The 21,387-nt window shown below is 40.8% G+C and carries 19 protein-coding genes; 12 read left to right on the top strand and 7 right to left on the bottom strand.

Annotated features, from left to right (window positions below):
* Positions 1-9 precede the first annotated feature (9 nt).
* The 3 genes from FTU13_RS07880 (at position 10) to FTU13_RS07890 (ending at position 3,444) form a co-directional block, all read left to right on the top strand.
* Positions 10-627, top strand: a complete 618-nt coding sequence (locus FTU13_RS07880) for a UPF0149 family protein (protein WP_111885849.1) — start codon at positions 10-12, stop codon at positions 625-627.
* A gap of 131 nt (positions 628-758) precedes the next feature.
* Entirely contained in the window at positions 759-2,081 is a 1,323-nt protein-coding gene (gene pepP, locus FTU13_RS07885; RefSeq protein ID WP_180126568.1) for a Xaa-Pro aminopeptidase, read from the top strand.
* A 187-nt stretch (positions 2,082-2,268) separates the two neighbouring features.
* Positions 2,269-3,444 carry a tetratricopeptide repeat protein gene (locus tag FTU13_RS07890; RefSeq protein ID WP_180126566.1) on the top strand — a complete coding sequence of 392 codons (1,176 nt, stop codon included), beginning with the start codon at positions 2,269-2,271 and terminating at the stop codon, positions 3,442-3,444.
* 403 nt (positions 3,445-3,847) lie between these two features.
* Here FTU13_RS07890 and FTU13_RS07895 read toward each other — a convergent pair whose 3' ends face one another.
* Both FTU13_RS07895 and FTU13_RS07900 read right to left on the bottom strand, forming a co-directional pair.
* Positions 3,848-3,985, bottom strand: a complete 138-nt coding sequence (locus FTU13_RS07895) for a hypothetical protein (RefSeq protein ID WP_180121756.1) — start codon at positions 3,983-3,985, stop codon at positions 3,848-3,850.
* 31 nt (positions 3,986-4,016) lie between these two features.
* The gene (locus FTU13_RS07900; RefSeq protein ID WP_180126564.1) at positions 4,017-4,181 is read right to left on the bottom strand and encodes a hypothetical protein; all 165 of its coding nucleotides are present in this window, start codon (positions 4,179-4,181) and stop codon (positions 4,017-4,019) included.
* A 348-nt stretch (positions 4,182-4,529) separates the two neighbouring features.
* Here FTU13_RS07900 and ubiH point away from each other — a divergent pair, with 348 nt between their 5' ends.
* From ubiH to FTU13_RS07915, 3 genes are all read left to right on the top strand, one after another.
* Positions 4,530-5,738, top strand: coding sequence for a 2-octaprenyl-6-methoxyphenyl hydroxylase (gene ubiH / locus FTU13_RS07905; protein ID WP_180121758.1), 1,209 nt, complete (start codon positions 4,530-4,532; stop codon positions 5,736-5,738).
* Complete coding sequence (locus tag FTU13_RS07910) at positions 5,735-6,979, top strand: FAD-dependent monooxygenase (RefSeq protein WP_180126562.1); 1,245 nt, start codon at positions 5,735-5,737, stop codon at positions 6,977-6,979. Before ubiH ends, FTU13_RS07910 begins: the two co-directional genes overlap by 4 nt.
* Positions 6,980-7,153: 174 nt before the next feature.
* Positions 7,154-7,402, top strand: a complete 249-nt coding sequence (locus FTU13_RS07915; protein ID WP_078192934.1) for a hypothetical protein — start codon at positions 7,154-7,156, stop codon at positions 7,400-7,402.
* A gap of 114 nt (positions 7,403-7,516) precedes the next feature.
* Here FTU13_RS07915 and FTU13_RS07920 read toward each other — a convergent pair whose 3' ends face one another.
* Positions 7,517-7,939, bottom strand: coding sequence for a hypothetical protein (locus FTU13_RS07920; RefSeq protein ID WP_180126561.1), 423 nt, complete (start codon positions 7,937-7,939; stop codon positions 7,517-7,519).
* Positions 7,940-8,043: 104 nt separating this feature from the next.
* On the bottom strand, positions 8,044-8,886 hold the full coding sequence (gene rsmI / locus FTU13_RS07925) for a 16S rRNA (cytidine(1402)-2'-O)-methyltransferase (protein WP_078189168.1): 843 nt from the start codon (positions 8,884-8,886) through the stop codon (positions 8,044-8,046).
* A gap of 10 nt (positions 8,887-8,896) precedes the next feature.
* Between rsmI and FTU13_RS07930 the strand changes: the two genes are divergently transcribed.
* From FTU13_RS07930 to FTU13_RS07945, 4 genes are read left to right on the top strand one after another with little or no spacing between them, the layout of a single operon-like run.
* Positions 8,897-9,841, top strand: coding sequence for a penicillin-binding protein activator (locus tag FTU13_RS07930; RefSeq protein ID WP_180126559.1), 945 nt, complete (start codon positions 8,897-8,899; stop codon positions 9,839-9,841).
* Positions 9,842-9,887: 46 nt separating this feature from the next.
* A complete protein-coding gene (locus tag FTU13_RS07935) occupies positions 9,888-10,295 on the top strand; it encodes a YraN family protein (RefSeq protein ID WP_180079073.1) in 408 nt (135 codons plus the stop codon).
* A 60-nt stretch (positions 10,296-10,355) separates the two neighbouring features.
* Complete coding sequence (locus tag FTU13_RS07940; protein ID WP_078192932.1) at positions 10,356-11,054, top strand: BON domain-containing protein; 699 nt, start codon at positions 10,356-10,358, stop codon at positions 11,052-11,054.
* A gap of 25 nt (positions 11,055-11,079) precedes the next feature.
* Positions 11,080-11,952 (top strand): alpha/beta hydrolase, encoded by an 873-nt coding sequence (locus tag FTU13_RS07945; protein ID WP_180024161.1) that lies wholly within the window; start codon positions 11,080-11,082, stop codon positions 11,950-11,952.
* An 85-nt stretch (positions 11,953-12,037) separates the two neighbouring features.
* On the opposite strand, the gene nudC is transcribed toward FTU13_RS07945, so the two are convergent.
* The 3 genes from nudC to dnaQ form a co-directional block, all read right to left on the bottom strand.
* Positions 12,038-12,811 (bottom strand): NAD(+) diphosphatase, encoded by a 774-nt coding sequence (nudC, locus tag FTU13_RS07950; RefSeq protein WP_180011997.1) that lies wholly within the window; start codon positions 12,809-12,811, stop codon positions 12,038-12,040.
* Complete coding sequence (locus tag FTU13_RS07955; RefSeq protein ID WP_180126557.1) at positions 12,811-14,457, bottom strand: chemotaxis protein; 1,647 nt, start codon at positions 14,455-14,457, stop codon at positions 12,811-12,813. Before FTU13_RS07955 ends, nudC begins: the two co-directional genes overlap by 1 nt.
* Positions 14,458-14,585: 128 nt before the next feature.
* Entirely contained in the window at positions 14,586-15,989 is a 1,404-nt protein-coding gene (gene dnaQ / locus FTU13_RS07960; protein ID WP_180126555.1) for a DNA polymerase III subunit epsilon, read from the bottom strand.
* Positions 15,990-16,195: 206 nt separating this feature from the next.
* Between dnaQ and FTU13_RS07965 the strand changes: the two genes are divergently transcribed.
* Both FTU13_RS07965 and FTU13_RS07970 read left to right on the top strand, forming a co-directional pair.
* A complete protein-coding gene (locus FTU13_RS07965; protein ID WP_180161104.1) occupies positions 16,196-19,522 on the top strand; it encodes a LysM peptidoglycan-binding domain-containing protein in 3,327 nt (1,108 codons plus the stop codon).
* 26 nt (positions 19,523-19,548) lie between these two features.
* Complete coding sequence (locus tag FTU13_RS07970) at positions 19,549-21,387, top strand: extracellular solute-binding protein (protein ID WP_180126551.1); 1,839 nt, start codon at positions 19,549-19,551, stop codon at positions 21,385-21,387.

Below are 21,387 nucleotides of genomic sequence, written 5' to 3' on the forward strand. Positions count from 1 at the left end.
GATAAGCGAATGCAAGACGATATTTCAGGTTGGTCAGATTGGTCCCAGAATTTTTCTAAAATTGAAGAAATTTCAAGCCCAAGTGAGTTACACGGTCTACTCACTGGTATAGTTTGTGTGTCACAACCTCCGAGTCGTGAAGAGTGGCAACAAATTTTAGCAACGCTTGATGTGGCTGAATTAGACGAAGATGCGGTGGCATTGTTGACTGAAGAAGCAGAAGATGTAGCTCATTCACTTTCAGATGATGAACTCGACTATCTTCCTTTATTACCAGATGATGATCACTTGCTAGGTGAGCGTGTGCAAGCCTTGGCAGATTGGTGTGCAGGTGTTGTTCTTGGTTTTGGTTTAGCGGCAGGTCATCTGCGCACCAATGAACAAGAATTGATTGAGCATTTACAGGATGTCGCTTCAGTAGAATTTGAAGATTCAGATGATGATGAAGAAGGTGAAGAAAGCTATCAGGAATTATACGAATTTGTTCGTTTAATCCCAGTGAGCCTGTCTATGGGACGTACCAAAGTTGATGTTTCAGAAACACCGTTGCTACAACTGAGCGCTAAAAATTCATCGGCTCAAGTGGGGAATGTGGTTGAAATGTTCACCCCACATCGTCCAAGCTAAGGCATTAATTTTGCTTATATCTATGTGAGGTATTACGTGTTTTTATACATGCCTCACATAGAATGAGAGATTCATATTCAATTGAATCAAAATTTAAACAATATCAGCCAGCAGGTATAAGAAGTATTTAAATGAAGAAATTAACTCAAGCGGATTTTCAAGAACGTCGAGACATCCTTGCGGGTGAAATGGGACTACGTAGTATTGCAATTATTGCCACGAGCAAAGAAGCCATGCGTAATCGCGACGCAGATTATAAATTTCGAGCTGATAGTAGTTTCTTTTATTTAACAGGTTTTGCTGAACCTGAAGCGGTTGCAGTGATTGAAACCTTTGATAGCGAAGAAGAAGGTTATAGCTATAGTTTGTTCTGCCGTGAACGTGACCGTGAAATGGAAATTTGGAATGGCTACCGTGCGGGTGTAGATGGGGCTGTAGAAGATTATGAAGCTGATGAGGCTTATGCCATTGATTTATTAGACGAAGAAATTTTAGAAAAATTACAAAATAAAGATAAATTATTCTACCGTATTGGGCAGCAACCAGATTTTGATGCTCGTGTGGCGCAGTGGATTTCGGCAGCAAATGGTGAATCACGTAAGGGTGCAAGTGCACCTGCTCAAGTCATTCAACTAGATCGCATCATTGATGAAATGCGTCTGCACAAATCTGATGATGAACTTGAATTGATGCAAATTGCTTCGGATATTTCAGCAGAAGCGCATACTCGTGCCATGCAAACGGTTAAACCGGGCATGATGGAGTACGCTTTAGAGGCTGAACTTAATTATGTCTTTGGTAAAAATGGCTGTGTGCCTTCCTATAACAGCATTGTCGGCGGCGGTGAAAATGGCTGTATTTTGCACTATGTGGAAAATGACAAAGAACTCAAAGATGGTGATTTGGTACTGATTGATTCAGCATGTGAATATCAGCTGTATGCCTCAGACATTACCCGTACTTTCCCAGTCAACGGTAAATTCAGCCCTGAACAAAAAGCACTTTATAATATCGTACTCGATGCGCAAATTGCGGCGATTGATGCGGTGCGTATCGGCAACTCTTATAAAGAACCACATAACGTTGCAGTGCGTATTTTAGTTCAAGGTTTATTGGATCTTGGCATTATGCAAGGAGATATTGACGAAATCATCGCAAAAGAAAGTTACCGCCAATTCTATATGCATGGTACGGGTCATTGGCTTGGTATGGATGTGCATGACGTCGGTTCATACAAACAAGAGGGTGAATGGCGTGCCTATGAGGAAGGTATGGTTGTGACTGTTGAGCCAGGTCTTTATATTGCGCCTGATGATGAAAGCGTTGATGCGAAATGGCGTGGTATCGGTATTCGTATTGAAGATGATGTGGCTGTAACTAAAGCAGGTCCACGTGTTTTAACAGCTGCAGTGGTCAAGTCGGTGGAAGACATTGAAGCGCTGATGGCGCAGTAACTTGCAATGAATAAAAAAAGCCGGTCAGTTGATCGGCTTTTTTTGTGTACAAGCAGTCTTATAAATACTAGTTATATAGACAAGTTTAATTAACAATGGAGCTGATTTTATGATGTTAATTTTTTACAAAAATTAGATATAAGTCTTTTTAAATTAATCGTATAAATTTTTTATTTTAATCATAATTATGGGTGTTAGAAAAGCTGGAGTGGTTATTCCCTTTAATGGCAATCAACAGGATATTGAAAGACTGGTAAATGATTGGCTGGTTTATTTTGAAGAAAACTCAAAATCTGCATTAGATATAGAGTGGCTGACGGATCATATTGTTTGTATTAATAGTGCCGGATTAGCACATTTTGCTTTTACTGAACCTGAAAAATGGAGCAGTTTGCTAAGCAGTCAATTGCCGATGAAATGGATGATCTTCTTTGATTTTGCAGACACAAATTCAAGCTATAGCTATGCGCTTTATAAAGAGAGTGCAGAAATCAGATGTGTCATTCAAGCGGAAGAAGACGAACTTTACATGGATGGAGAAAGACAAGATTTTGAAAAGGAATGGTTAAACTTTTCAACAAGATATTTATATGAATATGTTGAAAATGGCAAAGTTCAAAAAAAATGGACGACTGATTTAAACAGTTTAAAAGAAGAAATCAATCAAGATTTGGAAAGCTATTATCAGTATTATTATTTTAGCGAAAAGGATCATTTAATTTATCATACTCAATTGGTTCGGCAGTTATTGATTGAGCTCTTTAAAAACTATGTCGGTTTTGAAATCTTTGATAGTGATTATAATCCAGTAAAGAAAATAAAGTTTAAGTATAACAATCAGCCTACTTATGATGATTATTTGAGTTTAGCCTCAAGAGGGGATATTGCAGCCCAAATTAAATTGGGTGAAATGTATGAAACGGGATGCGGCGTCGAAAAAAATGATGTTACAGCACAAGGATGGTATCAAAAAGCGGCTGATCAGGGTGATGATGCAGCGATGCTGAAGTTAGCCGTGCTGTTGTTCAAAAAGCCATTTAAAACAGATATTCATATCGCTTTAGATCTACTGAATCAGTCAGTGGAAAAGGGAAATATAAACGCAAGAACGACTCTTGCTGAAATATATGAAAAGGGCGAAATTCTTGATCAAGATTATAATGTAGCAATGAGCTTGTACAAGCAATCGGCAAAACAAGGCTGTGCAATTGCTCCCTATAAAATTGGCTTAATGTATGAGCTAGGCAATGGCGCAGCTCAAGATTTAAAGATGGCGAAACGCTGGTATCACCAAGCGGCGAATGCTTTTAATCAAGATGCAGAAATTCGATTGCAGAAATTAATCCAGCATTTTAATGCTTAAGCCATTCATTTAAATTATTCCGTATTAAGGAGATCGTTTCTGTCATTTATGTTCTATATCTTTATCTATTGCTATGAAAATAAATTGAATGCATGAGCGCAATATTTTGACCAAATCATGGAAAATATTAAATAAATATAAAAAGCCGATCATTAGATCGGCTTTTTAACTTCATTCAAACATTAAGATTTTTGTAAAAAATCAGTCGCTAATTTTAAAAACTCTTCCGGTTTTTCATATACGGCTAAATGTCCGGTTGCCGGTTCAGCATATTCAGCATGTGAAATCAGATCTATAGCATATTTGACCAATACACTCGGGGGCATATAATCATAATTACAGCCATTCACTAATGTTTGTTTGTTGATTTTTTTTTCGCTGGCTCAGTCATATCGGTATGAATCTACAACTCAGCTTGGTGGGTAAATCTTTCTAAATTATTGGTTTGCAGCGTATTTTCTAAGGTTTGCGCCATAGTATTTTCACACCATGCCAAGGTAAAGTTGGCGCTAAAACCTGTTTGAATAATAGTGCTCGACATCGCTTTAGAGTTGCTCTGTACCTAACTCAAATTAAAGCTTGGTACGTGCATCAACTTTAGGATAAGGCGCCAATAACACAACAAAAATTACATCTTCTGGATATTCTGCTGCGGAATATATCCAGAAAATGTTGTGTAATGAAAAGCTCATTAAACCGAATGGTGTAACAGAATTGGTTTTTGCAGCTGCAATCACTTATTCAACTAATTGAGCAATGGCTAAAGGTTGATCATCAGGTAGTTAGCTTGATATCGTCCTTTTGAATGCATCAAAACATGACGTGTTCAAATGACGCTGATTTACGCAAATGGTGGCTCATACTGATGGACTCAGCCATTTTTATTGTGATTTTCTCTTTTTTAAAGATCAATATTTACGGCAAGAGATGATTAATTTTGTATTTAATCAGTGCAAATACCTGCAACTAATTTGTATTTCATTATAAAAAATCATGCCCTTGATGTAAGATAAAATTCATTACAGATTATATGTATTTCGAGTGAATGTCCTAAATTCGAATACTTGATAAAAAAGGAAACAAGCATGCAGCAAGAAGTCATCATTGTTGGTGGTGGTATGGTCGGTTTAAGTCTGGCACTCATGTTGGCCAAAGCCAAAATTGGCGTAAAACTTTTAGAAGCCATTAAATACCCCAATTATGATGATGCAAACCTTGAGCCTTATCACTCGAGTTTTGATGCACGAAACAGCGCCTTGTCACGCCGTACGGTGCAAATTTATCAAGAACTAGGCCTCTGGGATGCTTTACAGGAACACGCCACACCTATTTTAGAAGTGAATATTACAGAGCAAGGCAGTTTTGGTAAGGCAAGACTCAAAGCAGAACAAGAAAAAGTCGAAAGCTTTGGACAAGTTATTGAAAATGCATGGTTAGGCCGTGTGCTGCTCACAGAAGTCAAAAAAGAACCGCTGATAGAATTAATTGACGGCGTACAAGTGACTTCGCTGACGCAGGATGCAGACCATGCCTATATTGAAGCAAAGCGTGCTGAAGAACAGCTCAAACTACAATCTAAAATTGTGATTGCAGCAGATGGCCGTGATTCATTCTGCCGTAAAGCCTTAGGTATTGGCGCATCGGTGCATGATTATGACCAAGTGGCGATTGTCACTACAGTACAAACCTCTAAACCGCATGGTCATGTCGGTTTCGAGCGTTTTAGTCCGCTTGGTCCGCTAGCGCTGCTGCCACTTCCAGGTGAATACCGTCGCTCAGTGGTTTGGCCTGTTCCTAAAGGAACTGAAGGCGAGTGGATGGGTGATGAAAATGATCAGCACTTCTTAGATGCTTTACAAGAAACCTATGGCGACCGTGCAGGTAAATTCCAAAAAACTGGTAAACGTTTCAGCTTCCCATTGTCGCAAGTACTTGCAGAGAAACAAGCTGTAGGTCGTGTAGTGCTCATGGGAAATGCTGCCCATACCATTCATCCAGTAGCAGGTCAGGGCTTTAACTTATGTATGCGCGATGCCTATGTACTACGCCGTTATTTAAAAGAGCAAGTTGAAAAAAATGCAGATCTGGGTGATGCAGCTATGTTGCTTGATTATGAAAAATCGCGCCTGACCGATCAGCAGCGGGTGATTAAATTCTGTGATTCAGTTGTTCGTGGTTTTAGCAACCAGAACCCATTTTTAAAATTGATTCGCAATACTGGATTAGTTGCCTTTGACACCATTCCGGGGATTAAGCCTTTGGTCGCGAATTATGCAATGGGGCTAAAAGCATGAGTTTAAATCAAACAAATGTACTGGATGCAGTGATTGTAGGCGGTGGCTTGGTCGGTGGCTTAACGGCATTGTTATTGGCGCAAGGCGGTGTGCAGGCTACGGTATTGGATGCGGCACCTATTTTGGATGCAGAAAAAACCAAAAGTGTTGCGAATCCTCGAGTTTTGGCGCTCAGTCAAGCCACCATTCATTTACTCAAGACTGTGGGCGTTTGGGAAAAACTTGCACGTCAGCAGCCGTATACAGGCATGCAGGTGTGGAATAAAAATGGCTATGGAGAAATCAATTTTGGTCATGTTGCAGAGCAAACACCATCAGTTGAGCAAGCTTTAGGTTCAATGGTTGAACCAAGCGTATTGAATTTAGCCATTCAACAAAAAATGCTAGAACAACTCGAAGACTACCGAACCCAGATTAAGGTCAGTCGAGTTGAGCGCGGCGTTGGTGTGTGGATCATTCACCTCGCAGATGGTACCCAGCTCAAAACAAAACTGGTGATAGGTGCAGATGGTGCAAACTCATTTGTTCGTGAGCAAGCTTTCATCGATCTAGATGTGCTGGACTATAAACAAGCCGGTGTGAGCTGTGCAATTAAAACCGCCCAACCGCATCAGCATGTAGCGCGTCAAATTTTCTTAGAAACTGGGCCTTTGGCATTTTTGCCGATGGCGAGTCTGAAAAAAGAAGAAAGTGGTTATTGGCAATCCATTGTGTGGACCTTACCAGATGATTATGCCGATGAATATGTGGCTTTATCCGATGTTGAATTTACTGCGTTGCTCACTCGAGAAAGTCATCACATGCTCGGTGAAGTCTTAGAAGCAACGCCACGTGCTAAATTTCCATTGAAGGCACGAGCTGCACAGCAATACGTTCATGATGGTCTGGCGCTGATTGGAGATGCGGCCCATGTGATTCATCCGCTTGCAGGACAAGGCGTGAATATTGGCTGTTTAGATGCAGCAGTGCTTTGCGATGTGCTTTTGACCGATAAAAAACGGGGTGTGTGGGCACATGAACAAAGTTTGAAGCGCTATGAACACCGCCGTAAAGGGCAAAACGATGCCATGATGCATAGCATGTCCGCGATTGGTTGGTTAGAAACCACAACTTTTTCTCCTGTGGTGTGGGCGCGAAACTTTGGTTTAAAACAAGTGGAAAATCAGACTGTTCTTAAAGATGCATTTATGGCTCAAGCCAATGGTCTGAGTATTTTAAAAGATACAATCTACGCAGCTTAGGTCAAAGTCAGATATTTTTTAGACAGTCGTATAAACAAGGTTACGATTTTGATTAAAAAAGATACGATTTTTTGATTGTGGGTACTAGTCGAAATGCTCAGAGATTGCTAAATTTCTGTTAATTTAAAACCAGCCATTCGCTGGCAAACAGAAGTCATTCGCGGGGAGAACACAATGACTGATATGAACGATTATGATGATCCAGAAGATTCAGTAGTTGATGAAGATGAAGCACAAGCAGCTGAAAAAGGTGCAGGTGACGCAGCTGATTCTGCCTCTGATGATGACACCTCTGAAGCTGAAACATTAACAGTGACTGCAAAACTAAAACAACGTCAGGCGCTTGAAGATGAAGTTGCTGCGTTCTTAGCGCGTGGTGGTCGTATTACCGAAGTCCCTCCAGACGAATCGGCAAAAGATTAAAATGAAAAAACACCACGTCATGTGGTGTTTTTTTTTGCTTCATTCGCTTGTGCGATGATGCACGTCATTCATTTTTTAACTAAGCATGTTTAGTTATGACGTTGTGAAGTTATTTTAAGCCGTCTTTGGCTTCATATATTTACGACTGATCGCGTAAATAGGATAGAACACAAAATGCAGTAAAAGCAAAAACATACAATTAATAATAAATGCAGCAATATACGGCGGTGCATGCATGGCCGCCACAGCAGCGACAAAAGATTGAAAAAGTAATACCGCACTCAAAACGACATAAGCCCAATAGCGATGCCTATCCCAAAATTGGCTCAGTTTCAGTACATTACCGACTATAAAATAGAGGGAACAATATCCACAGACCATCGTAATCGCGCTATGATCGGCCGTCATTTGCTCGCCACTAATATAGTGCGGATAGGGTTGAATGCCAGTATAAATAATATGTGCAAGGGCCGTGAGCCAAACCAGATTAAAGAGAATGAACATCAGCGGTTTTTTGACAGACAGATTTATGGACATGTTATAAGCAACTTTTTTCATTCTATTTAAATTATTGTATGGGATAGCTTATGGAACCCGTAGGTCCCATAAGCGGTTCAAATTAAAAATAAAAAAAATTAAGCTTAATCGTTCGCTTGGGTTAATTCTAAAGCACGTTGATAGGCCACTTTCTTTTTAATCCCAGTTAAATCTGCAGCCAACTGAGAGGCAGCTTTAACGGACAAATCTTGAAGTAAACGCGTCAGCAATTTGTCTAACTTTTCTTGCTCTAGGTCTTTTTCTTCGGTCGCACCACCAATCACCAAAACAATTTCGCCTTTTTGCTGATTGTGATCAGATTCGACAAAATGAACCAACTCACCCAAAGACATTTTTTTAATGGTTTCAAATGTTTTGGTAATTTCACGTGCAAAGCCTACAGGACGATCGGCACCAAAGACATTCGACATATCTTTTAGACAATCCACAATACGGTGCGGCGCTTCATAAATAATCATGGTTTGAGTTTCGTCTTTCAGTTTTTCGAGTGCTAAAAGACGTTGTGACTGTTTAGAAGGTAAAAAGCCTTCGAAACTAAAACGGTCACTGGGTAGGCCGACAGCACTGAGAGCTGCAATGGCAGCACAGGCACCCGGCACAGGAATGACACGAATATTTTTTTCTTGTGCAGCACGAACCAGTTTAAAGCCAGGGTCACTGATTAATGGCGTGCCTGCATCACTGATCAGCGCCATATTTTCACCTTTTTCTAGGCGTTCAATGAGCTGGTCTATTTTGTTGCTTTCGTTATGGTCGTGACAAGCAGTTAAAGGCGTATTGATACTAAAATGTTTAAGTAATTGTGCGGAAGTTCGTGTATCCTCGGCGGCAATAATTTTAACCGACTTCAATACCTCAATTGCACGATAACTAATATCATCTAAGTGCCCGATTGGAGTTGCAACAACAAATAACTGAGCACTCATAGGTTTCTCCATGTTGGATAATAAGAACAAAATTTTGGGTCTTTGCCTTTTAAGCAGTCTGTTTACTGCTGCACAGGCAGACGTCTTGGTCATTCTACCTGAATCTGGCCCTATGGCGCGAGCCGCATCCAGTATTAAGCAAGGTTTCAATAGCGCATATCAATCGTCGGACTACAAAGTACCCATTAAGTTTGTGGATTCAAATCAAAAGCAAATTGCGGCGATATTGAAGCAACAGGTAAATAAAAAAACTCAATTGGTGATTGGCCCTTTAGCACGTCAAGATGTTGAAGCACTTGTAAAAGCAAAGCCTAAAGTCCGCGTGTTGGCTTTAAATGAAACGACAAGCCAAATTCCAAATGTCTGGCAGTACAGTTTATCGAAACGTGATGATGCCTTAGCACTCCAAAAAGTCTTCGAAAAAGACAAATTAGCGCAAGTGCTTGTTCTACGTCAGCCTGCAACAGAGGCAGAACATGAATTACTACTCATGTCCTTAATTAGTCAAAGTTCAGTGCCGATACAAGTGGTTGAACAACTCCCAACGAAGCTGGACAAAAATCAAGGGGTGCTGTTGTTAGGCAATAATGAATGGATAAACAGTCAAACAAAACTGCCCAAAGCGAAACTATATAGCGTAGCCAATGCGATTGAGGCTACTAAGCCCATTCCTGTAGGGCTGAAATTTTGTGATGCACCTGCATTGCATGACGCGCGTTGGCCTGACCTGATCCGAGCTTATGAGGAAAACCCAGTAGATATGCCATATCAACGTCTTTTAGCTTTTGGCGGAGACACATGGCATATCGCAAAACAATATTTGCAAGAACCGAAATTAAAAAGCATTGAGTTTCAGGGGCGAACAGGGCTAATCAAAATTAGTCAAAATAATATTCAGCGTGTTCCTCACTGCTATGAGCGAAGTAAAAAAGGCATCGTGGCGATCTCACTTTAGGGATGAAACGATGCAGCTAAACTTAGAGCAGATGAATTTGGGACAGATGAATCTGGGGCAGTGGGCAGAACGGCAAGCGCTGCGTTTGGTTAAGCAGCAAGGCTATGTACAGGTGCAACAGAATTATCATAGTCGTTATGGTGAAATTGATTTGATCGTTGCACGTGGTCAAGAATTGGTGTTTATCGAAGTTAAAGCCCGTTCGAATACCCGCTATGCCCAAGCCATCGAAAGTATCTCAATTCACAAACAACGTAAGATGATGAAGACTGCGTTGCATTTTTTAAATGAACATTCACATTTTCAAAATTATTATTGTCGCTTTGATGCAATTTGTTTTGATTTTTATCAACACTTTGCAAAAACACTACAGCAAGACTTTTCTAAATACCCGTATCATCAGCAATGGATTGAAAATGCTTTTACTTTTGATCAAGAGTTGATTAATCTTTGATAAAACAAACTGTGTAAACGCATAGAAAAATACGTGTGGAAATTTGAGGAGTCGTGCTGAGTGGTTAAGCGTATTGCAATAACGATGCTTTGTGTCGCAAGTTTATCTGGCTGTGCGAGTTTTATTTCGAATGGAACAGGATCAGCACCTGTAGGAACTGAAAGCGGCGCACGCTCATTGGGACAAGTTTTTATTGACTCTTCCATTGTTCGAACAGCAAAAATTAATTTATATAAATTAGATACTCGTTTTAAACAGTCACGTGTCAATATTGAAAGTTTTCATGGCAATGTCTTATTGACTGGGCAAGTGCCGGATAATCATTTAAAAGAATTGGCAGAAGAAAATGTCCGTTCAATGAGTGATGTCAAAACTGTACATAACTATATTACAGTGGGTAATCAGATCAGCTATAGCACCATCATGCAAGATACTGCGGTTACTGCGAATACCCGTGGTTTGATTATGAAAGCGCCTGTGGTATCTGACAGCAAAGTACACATTCATACTGAAGATGCTGTTCTTTATGTGATGGGCCGTTTAAACAGTGCGGAAATCACAGACTTAAATCAAATCTTGCAACAAGTGGGTAATGTAACGCGAATTGTCACTTTAATCGATAATATTGATCAGAACCCAAATCCGCAGGCACGTTCAATTAACTCAAGTTACACCACACCTGCTGTAGGCAATGTGCAACCTGAAGTACAAACGCCTGTAGCGATAGATCCGGATGCTGTCGATCCAAATGCTCAATAAAATGTCGGAAATGATGCTGTAAAATATGAATCAATGGTCTCTGCGGCTTCAGCAAAAAATGGATTTGGCTAAATCTTTATACCGAAATTTTCGGTTATATGATTTTGGCAGTTATGCATTAAATCGACTGACACCCAAACAAGGATATCATGTTCAAAACAATATCCCTTATGGTCTAAAAGCGCGCCATCGCCTAGATTTGTATCGCACGTCAGCACCTCGTCAGCAACGTCCACTCATCGTGTTTGTACATGGTGGGGCGTGGATGCATGGTGACAAAAAGGACTATGGATTCATTGGTGAAGCTTTTGCAAAAGAAGGCTTCGATGTTGCTGTCATCAATTACCATCTCGCACCTGAGTATATTTTTCCGGCTTCAATTGATGATCTTAGCCTTGCATTAAACTATTTGACGCAGTCTCAGCATAAGTTGCAGATTGAAGTGGAAAATGTGGTGTTAATGGGACATTCGGCAGGGGCATTTAATGTCATGTCTGCACTGTATCATCCGACGCCATATCAGCTGCAAGTGAAAGAGAATATTCGTGCAATTGTGGGATTGGCAGGGCCATATCATTTTGATTATAAGGGTGATCCGATTTGTGCAGATGCCTTTGATCAAAATGTACCGTATCAACAAGTGATGCCATATTATTTTGTTGAGCACAATCAAGTGAAGCATTATCTATTCACTGCGGATAAAGACAATATCGTTGGCCATAGCAATAGTGAAGATTTTGATCGTCGATTAAAAGCCTCAGGCAACCATAGTCAATTGATTCAAATCCCTCGTGTTGGGCACATCACGATGATTGGTTCAGTTTCGAGTCTATTTAGTCGCTTCTTTAAAACCAAAGCTGAAATCATGCGTGTACTCGATGAAATTAGTCCACCTTAATGTCTTTGGTTAAATGATTGAAAATAAAAAACCGCCAAGTATGGCGGTTTTTTTATTGCATGATTTATTTACTAAAAATAGCTACTTATAACCATGCTTCGGTGTCATCTGCAACAGCAGACCCATGGATGACATGCATAATCATCGAATGGGCGATACTTCCTTTGAACGGAATTTCAGGTAATGCATCAAATTTAAAGAAAGCCGCATCACTTATTTCTTCTTCTTGTAATTGAAGCTCACCTGAAGCATATTCTGCTTTAAAGGCGATCATTAAATTACTTGGGAAAGGCCAAGGTTGGCTTGCCAAATATTGAATATTTTTGACCTTCAGCCCAACTTCTTCTTCAGTTTCACGACGAACCGCTTCTTCTAGAGTTTCACCCACTTCAACAAAACCTGCGATCAGTCCATACATAGCACGGACATTTTTTGCATTTTTTGCCAATAAAATTTCATCTTCGCCACGGGTAATGACGGTAATGACACAAGGATTGACACGAGGGTATTGGTGATAACCGCAAGCAGGGCAAACCATAGCATATTCTGTGGCGTGGACTTGAGTTGCAGTACCGCAGTGGCTACAAAATTTATGATTACGGCGCCATTCTAAGAGTTGAATAGCACGGCTGGCTTGTTCAAATTGCTGAACATTCCAAAGTTGTAAAAGTTGACGAATAGGGATGAGCTGTAAGCCTTCAGGAATAGGCTCATTTTCAAGTAGGTCACGGGCAATCACTTGATCACCCGTGCCAATATTTAAATCACTTGCGAGTTGCTCAACTTCGGGAAGTTGAAAGTTTTCATCGACCAGCAATTGCTGTTGTTTGAAGATATACGCAAGTGATAATTTAGACATTAGGCTGCTGCTGATTTCAGTTTTTCGCTACTGTCCAATGCTACCTTAAACATGCCCTGTAAAACAGGTTGTTTGTTCTTTAAATTGTCAATCAACATATCTGCGCTTGCCAATGAATCTAATGCTTGATTCACTTCATTTGCATCAATCGCTGTTGAAGATTCAACTCGTTTCACAATGAATTGAGCTGTTGAATTCAGCGCATTTTGAGCTGCATCTGCATTGAGGAACAACATTGCACCACCAATTTCACGGAATTGAGTTGCAGTCGCTTCAAGTTGTGTCAAATCTTGGTTTTGTAAATACTGAACCAAAGATTGGCTAGCAGCATCAATTAAAACCTTGGTCTCATTTAACAGAGCAGCGTGTGCTTCATCTAAACGGTCGAGTGAAATATTCATATTATTCACACGAAGTTGTAAGCGGCTAGAAGTGTGATGACGCTCAAGCACACCAATCGAGTTCATGGCAGACAAGATATTGTTCATCAACTGCTGGGCAAAGCTTTCATCTTGTAAAATCTCAGCATTACCTAATGACGCGGCTTGACGCGACAAGTCGTTATACGCTTCATTTAAGTTCAAGACTTTGAAAATATTTGCCAATTCGTTTAATTTCGCTTGAAGTTCTTGGGTTTTTTCAGGCGTCATATTTTGATAGTTAAATTCAATATCATTACGAATTTGCGTCATTTCAGTCGTAACCAATTCACCAATGGTATGCATGGTGTCGAAGTCAGGACCATATAAATGACGACTGAAAACTTGCAATTGGGTGTCGGTAAGAAGGTCTTCACCGATATTTAATTTGCCACGAATATGATGAGAAATGTCATCTTCTTGGCTAATGTTTAGACTTAAGACATTGGCTAAATCAGAAATGGATGCTTTAAAGCGCTCAGTTCCTGCAAAATATTGAGCCATATTGCGCTCAATGCTCACCAAGGTACGTAAACGAGCATCGGTAATTAAGATTTGATCAATTTGATTAAACGCAACAAAAACCAAGTTCCAATATTGTTTACTTGGATGTTTGTCTGAAAGACCTGCTAAATACGCACTGACCAATTTAATCGCTTGCAAATCCAGCTCAGTTTCTTCTTGTTTAATCAATTTATTCAACGCCAACTTATACAGACGGTGAACGTATTTTGATTTTTCAAGTGCAGGCGCTTGAGGTAAGTCAAAGTCAGGAGTAATACAATCGAGTAGGGACTCAATGTGTTGGCCTTCCGACGTTAGAGGTTTACCCAAAGACAGTTCTAGACGATTAAGACTGTCCAGCAGGAATTGTGGAATTTTAACTTCACGTAGGCAGATAAATTCGATGTAGCGTTTCAGCATGGTCGTGCCTTCGCTCAGTGCGATGACCTCTTGAGTGTTAATTTGCGCAGGATTCCCCATGATCTTGCGCATTAACTCTGCTGAATATTGAGCGATTTTTGCCAAACTTGGCATATCAACTAAAGCTAGTACTTGAGCACATTGTTCAAATTGAATCAGTGCATCATCAATCCCGAAAGGTAAAGTTTGATCTTCAACTAAGGTGCTGACTGCTGATTCGACTAACTTGATTGAGTTATCAACCTCATTTTTTATTATCAGCAAAGCCGTTGGATCAAAATGGATAGAGGTTTGGTAAGACATGTATCTGCACCTTTCCTAGATGTTTTATCTTGTTTATTAACCGCCCCTTAAGGCGGTCCATGTTTATGGTTTTACTATAGCGTATGTAAGAATTGTTTATATACAAAAAGTAACACGAAATTTAGATTTTATTTCGAAAAAAGGCAAGGTGTACCATGTTTTTCTTCAAATTGTTTGACCCATGTCTCATGGGCTTCAAGTTCATCTGGTGAAGGTAAAATCACAGGTAATTCTATTTCAACAGCGGCGCGGGTTTGCGAACCATCTTCATTTTGCGAGTGGGTCAGTGCATCGATATCAAAGGAAACCTGACCGCCCGTCATTGCTAGGTATACGTCAGACAGGATTTCCGCATCGAGTAACGCACCATGGAAGGTACGGTCACGTTGTGGAATTTCGTAACGACGCACTAATGCATCGAGTGAGTTTTTCTGGCCTGGATGCTTGGCTTTGGCCATAGCCAAGGTATCGGTGACTTCACATACCTCCGATAAGGCAACAAAACCTGCACGTTTAAACTCCATATCTAGGAAGTTCATATCGAAGGTTGCGTTATGCGCAATGATTTCTGCGCCTTTTAGATAGTCAAATAAGACATCAGCAATTTCAGCATACAGTGGTTTGTCTTTTAGAAAGTCATCACTGATTCCGTGAATATTTTCAGATTCACCGACAGGTTTTTGCGGGTTGATATAAATATGAATTGAGCTACCGGTCAGTTTGCGGTTAATCATTTCCACTGCACCGACTTCAATAATACGGTCGCCATCTTGGAAATAGAAACCTGTGGTTTCCGTATCCAAAATTAATTGTCGTGGGCCAGATACATCGACGGTTGCTGGTGTAATGACAATCATTGGATGGATTTCAGCAGCTTGCTTAGACTGTATAGGGGCAGCTTCATTCAACGTTGAAGCAGTGTCTGTTGCTTGTTGTTCTATCGCAATGTCATCCATCTGCTCTGCGTCAATAGTTTTCTCAGCAGAGATTTCTTCTGCTTCATCCTCGCTATCAGCAAATTCAAGTCCAAACGGATCGTTTAACAGCCAGTCTGGTTCAGCTTTTTTTTTAGGTGCTTCAGCTGTAGTTGATGCCGCTAGTTTGATCTGTTCGAGGGTTTTTTCTGCGCCTAGATTGGCCAATTGATCTGCCATTTCATTTCCCGGATGGCCTGCATGTCCTTTAATCCAGTTCCATTCAATTTCCCGCCCCTGACAAGTTGCATCCAGTAATTTCCACAGATCAGGATTTTTAACATCTTTCCAGTTTTTCTTTTTCCAACCATGTATCCACTCGGTAATGCCTTGTTTGACATAGTTAGAGTCTGTCCAAATAATCAGTTTTGCATCGGACGGACAGTGTTGAATACCTTCAATTGCAGCAGTCAATTCCATACGGTTATTGGTGGTTTCAGCTTCGCCGCCGCAGAGTTTTTCTTCTCCAGTTTCACGGATGATATAGGCCCCCCAACCCCCTAAGCCAGGGTTGCCTTTACATGCACCATCAACATAAAGCGTGATTGTTTGAGACATAAATCAAATCCGGAGAAAAACAAGCATTCAGAACCGTATATTGTATAACGCAAATGACAGAGAGAAATCCATTTCTGGCGATTTTTTTAATTTCTTGTAACATTTATACTGAAATAGCGTTAAATTAACGCCTTGTGTCTGTGTTCTGCTTCACTACAATGGCATATCTAAAAAATAAATTTTATATGAGTTGTCTGGATTTTTTTATGTATAAATCAACTGCGACTGTCTGGCAGCCTACGTTACCACAAATTTTTAAATTTACAGTCTTGGGTTCTGCGCTCGCAGCTCTTGGTCTGACGGGCTGTTCTTCATCGCAAACGACTAAGCAGAACTCAGCAAGTAAACAAGTTGGCTCAAACTTTCTCGATGCCAATAGTTTAGATTCACTCGAAGATTTACTTTCTGCAACAGACATGCGTGCCGTAGAAGGCGATCGCCTTTTAGTACTGAAGCATGGTGATGTCTGGAAGCGTATGACTGTGGGTTTCAAAATGGATTTGAACCACTGGGATACGCGAATTGAAGCGCAGCGTGGTTGGTTTATTTCACGTCAACCATATATTGATCGTTTAAGTGCGCGCGCGTCCCGTTATTTATATCACACGGTTAAAGAAGCAGAACGTCGTGGTTTGCCGACGGAGTTGGCGTTATTACCAGTGATTGAAAGTTCTTATGACCCAGCAGCAACCTCAAGTGCAGCCGCAGCAGGGTTATGGCAATTTATTCCAAGTACTGGACGTATTTACGGCTTAAAACAAACTTCAATGTATGATGGCCGTCGTGATGTAGTGGAATCAACGCGTGCAGCTTATGAGTTTTTAGGCGCGCTACATAACCAGTTCGGTTCGTGGGAATTGGCTTTGGCTGCATATAATGCAGGGCCGGGCCGCATTCAACAGGCGATTAACCGTAACCGTGCGGCAGGTTTGCCAACGGATTATTGGTCGCTAAAACTGCCCCAAGAAACCATGAACTATGTCCCACGTTTCTTGGCTGTTGCTCAAATTATTAAAAATCCAAGTGCCTATGGCGTAAGTTTACCGCCAATTGCCAACCGTCCACACTTTCGTGAAGTGGCTGTAGGGCCTGCAAATTTAAATGAAATTGCATCTATTACCGGTTTAAGCCGTGCAGAACTCTATGCACTAAACCCTGGTCATCGTGGCGATGTGATTGATAGCAGCAGCCCAATGCGGATTTTAATTCCTGCGGATGTGAGTCCATCAGTCGATGCGCGTTTGAAAAAATTACAATCAGGTGGTTCATCAGGTTATTGGGCAAGTAATTCAACTTATAACTTACCAAAAAATAATGTTGAAATAACACCGTCACGTGTTACTCCGCCGGAATTAAATAGTAAAACTATTCAGCCCGCTAAAGTGACGCCACCTACGCTTAAAACACAGCCGACAGTGACAGCTTCTGCCAAACCACCTGTAGTCGCTACAACGGTAACGCCGAGTGTTCCATCAGGAACGAAAGGCAAAACGCCAATAGGATCATCTGCTTTGGCTGCTTTTGCTTCGAATAGTGATATTCCAAGTGCGCCGCGTATACCAGTCGCTGTAACACCTTCGACTCCTGTGAAAGCCGTGTCTGTCGAGCCACCACTCAGCGCAAATGAGCGTGAGCAAATCATGGTGGCTATTAAAGCTGAAGGTGAGACCAAAACAGTCGATGAGGTATTAAAACCAGTAGCGACTAAAGCAGAACAAGAAGAAGTCGTTCAGGAAATTAAAGCTATTGCGCCGAAAGGCACTGAAATTGTCGATCCTTACGATGGCAAGATTAAGTTGACTGCGATTCAGACCAGTCAGTCAATTGCAGACCAACAAGGTAAAGAACTGACCAAAGGTTTCTCTTACCCGAAAAGCGTGGCTGAAAATACAGGTGCAGATTCCGAAGAAGCCAAACGCAACCAAGGTAAAAATGTCATTCGTACAGATTCTGAAATTGTAGTTGTACCACCTAAAGGTAAACGCAGTACTTATACAGTTTTGGCAGGTGACACTTTAGCGTTGATCGCGATGAAAAATGGCGTAAATTGGCGTGATATTGCAGCTTGGAACCAAATTTCGCCAGATTCGACCTTGTATGTCGGTACGACCATCTATTTATATGATGCGAAACCGATTGTGCAAAATAATGAAGAATCGAAAGCCAAGCCTATTGCAGATAGCTATGTGGTGAAAGCAAATGACAGTCTTACAGCTGTTGCGAGTCAGTTTGGTTTAAGTACGAAGCAACTCGCAGACTACAATGGTTTAACCACCACGAGTGGTTTATATGTTGGGCAGAAATTATCCTTAAAAGAAACGCCTGCATCTAAAGCAAAATTGGAAGCTGACAAGAAAGCAGCTCAAGTTGTCGAAAAACCTGCAAAAGTTCAAACCAAATCCTACACGGTAAAACGTGGTGAATATCTAAAACTTATTGCAGATCGTTATGCGCTGTCAAATCAAGAGTTGGCAGATTTAACAACTGGCTTAACGGCTGGCAGTAGCTTGATGGTGGGGCAAAAAATTAATGTGCCATTACAAGCTGTAGCAGAAGTTGAGAAGCTCGAAAGCAAAGTCGTGAATCGCATTGAAAATGTCAAAGTTGATCCTGCGTATAAAGTTGAAAGCTATAAAGTGCAGCGTGGTGATACGCTTTACAGCATTGCGACGCAGTCAAAGATCAGTTTGTTAGAATTGGCGAGTCTAAATGATATGTCGGTAAATAGTGGGCTGATGGCTGGGCAAAGCATTAAAGTTCCTGCAAGTTCAACTGTTCCGGATACATATGTGGTGCAGTCTGGCGATACACTGACAGGCATTGCTAGTCGCTATGATTTAGGCATGGACTATGTCGCAAATTTAAATGGTATAGAGCGTAGTTCTGGTCTACGCGTTGGGCAGAAATTAAAATTAACAGGTGATGTCACACCGGTTAAAGTAGAAACCAAAGCTGAGGCGACCAAAATTGAAAGCAAAACCAATACACGAACGAATTCTGTTGATGCGACCGATATTCATGTGGTGAAATCAGGTGAAACATTGGGTGTGATTGCGAAGAAATATCATCTTCAATTACGTTATTTAGCTGAATTAAATGGCCTAAATACCAATAGTGCGATTCGTGTAGGGCAGCGTTTAAAAGTAGATGGTGAACTACCTGCTGATGTAGCTAGTAAAGCAACTGAAACCAAAAAAACGGAAGCTAAATCCTCTACGAGCAATGTGAAACCAACAAATACTGAAAGGTATACTGTGAAATCAGGCGAGTCTTTAAATTCGATTGCTAGTCGGACAGGTTTAACTGTGGCAGCATTGGCTGAATTAAATAACTTGAACCCCCGTGCAGGACTGCGTGTCGGTCAAAATTTACAAGTCCCTAAAACTATCAGTGAATACCGTATTAAACGCGGCGATACATTGATTGGTTTAGCAAGCCGTTATGGACTTGATACATCAAAACTTGCTGAAATGAATGATATACAACCGTCTGCTCAGTTACGTATTGGTGAAGTCATTAAAGTACCAAACTGAGTCCAAACATTAAGGAGTTAAGTTGAATGTATTCTGCTTCAACTTCGCGTTACGTGTTTGGTGTGACTTTGAGCATACTTTCAACAGGGGCGTGGGCTGCGTTGCAGACCACGCCTTTTCTTGCCATACATAGTAGCCCTCAATATCATCAATTACAGGCAATGCCCTATGCCAATCCTCTTGCCAATAAAGGGGGATATATCACGACCTCGAGTATTGGGAGTTTTGATAATTTAAACAGCATGAATGGAAAAGGGCGTTCTGTTGAAGGTATCAATTATCTTTTTGATAGCTTGATGAGTTCATCTTTAGATGAACCGGGTGTGATGTATCCATTGCTTGCCGAAAAGGTGACATTTGACCCGAAAAAAACTAATTTTGTTATTTTTCATTTAAACCCAAAAGCACGGTTTAGTGATGGTTCTGAACTCACTGCTGAAGACGTTAAATTTAGTTTTGATACTTTTCAGACCAAGTCAAATCCTGGTTTGCAAATGTATTTAGCGGATTTAGACAAAACAGATGTTTTATCTAAATATCAGGTAAGGATGAATTTTAAATCTGGACACAACACTGATATGCCCATGATTTTGGCGCAAATGCCGATTTACTCCAAAAAAGATTGGGCAAAAAAAGATTTTACTCAAATTACATTGCAGCCCATATTAGGCTCAGGCCCTTACACGATTGAGACGATCGATGCAGGTAGGAGTATTCGCTACAAGCGCAATCCTGAGTATTGGGGGCAGAACTTAGCCGTCAATCGTGGTCGCTATAATTTTAACCATCTGAAATATGTATATTATCGCAGCCCAGACATAGCCTTTGAAGGCTTTAAAGCAGGTCAATTTACGTTATATGAGGAAAAGACCGCACGTAATTGGGTGGGAGCGTACAATTTTCCTGCTTTTAAAGACGGTAAAATTGTCAAATATCGCTTTAAACATGAACGACCGATTCCCACAAAAAGTCTCGTATTTAATACTCGTCGTGCGCCATTTAGTGATATTCGCTTTCGACAAGCTTTAACCTATGCTTATGATTTTGAATGGCAAAATAAAGCATTATTTTATGGGCAGTATCAGCGTTTGCAGAGTTATTTTAGTAATAGTGTGCTAGAAGCGAAGGGGAAACCCTCTATCCAAGAGTTGGATATTTTAAAACCGATGTTATCGCAACTTGATCCTATTCAAAGACAGGGGGTCTTATCCAATTGGCAATATCCCGTTTCTGATGGCAGTGGATTTAATCGAAAAAATCTGCTGCATGCACGCCAACTGTTATTGAATGCGGGTTATCGTTATCAAGACGGCAGATTGGTGGATGCAAAATCTCGGCCTGTGAAATTTGAACTTTTGATTCAGCAACAAGATTTGCAGCGAACCTTAATGCCATTTATACGAAATTTGAAACGTTTAGGTATTCAGGTGTTATTACGACAAGTCGATGGACCGCAATACACCGAGCGTATGCGAAATATTGACTTTGATATGATCGTGGATGAAATGCCTCAATCGCTCACTCCAGCGGGTGAGCAAGCTCAACTTTGGGGCAGTCAAGCAGCTGACCAAGTGGGTAATTATAATTACGCAGGGATTAAAAATCCTGTAATAGATCAGCTCATTCAACAGGTGATCAATGCTCCAAATCGGGAAGAATTGATTATTCGTACGCGTGTTTTAGACCGCCTGCTCAGAGCGGGTTATTATCAAATCCCAATGTTTGGGCAAAGTGAAAACTGGTTTGCCTATTGGCATATGTATAAGCAGCCTTATGTCAAACCTAAACTTTCTGTTGGGATTGACTATTGGTGGAGTGATGCAGCTCAAACCAAGCACATAACACAATATCTACGGCAGCAATGA

Source organism: Acinetobacter sp. YH12064 (genome assembly GCF_013419735.1).
Classification (GTDB): Bacteria; Pseudomonadota; Gammaproteobacteria; order Pseudomonadales; family Moraxellaceae; genus Acinetobacter; species Acinetobacter amyesii.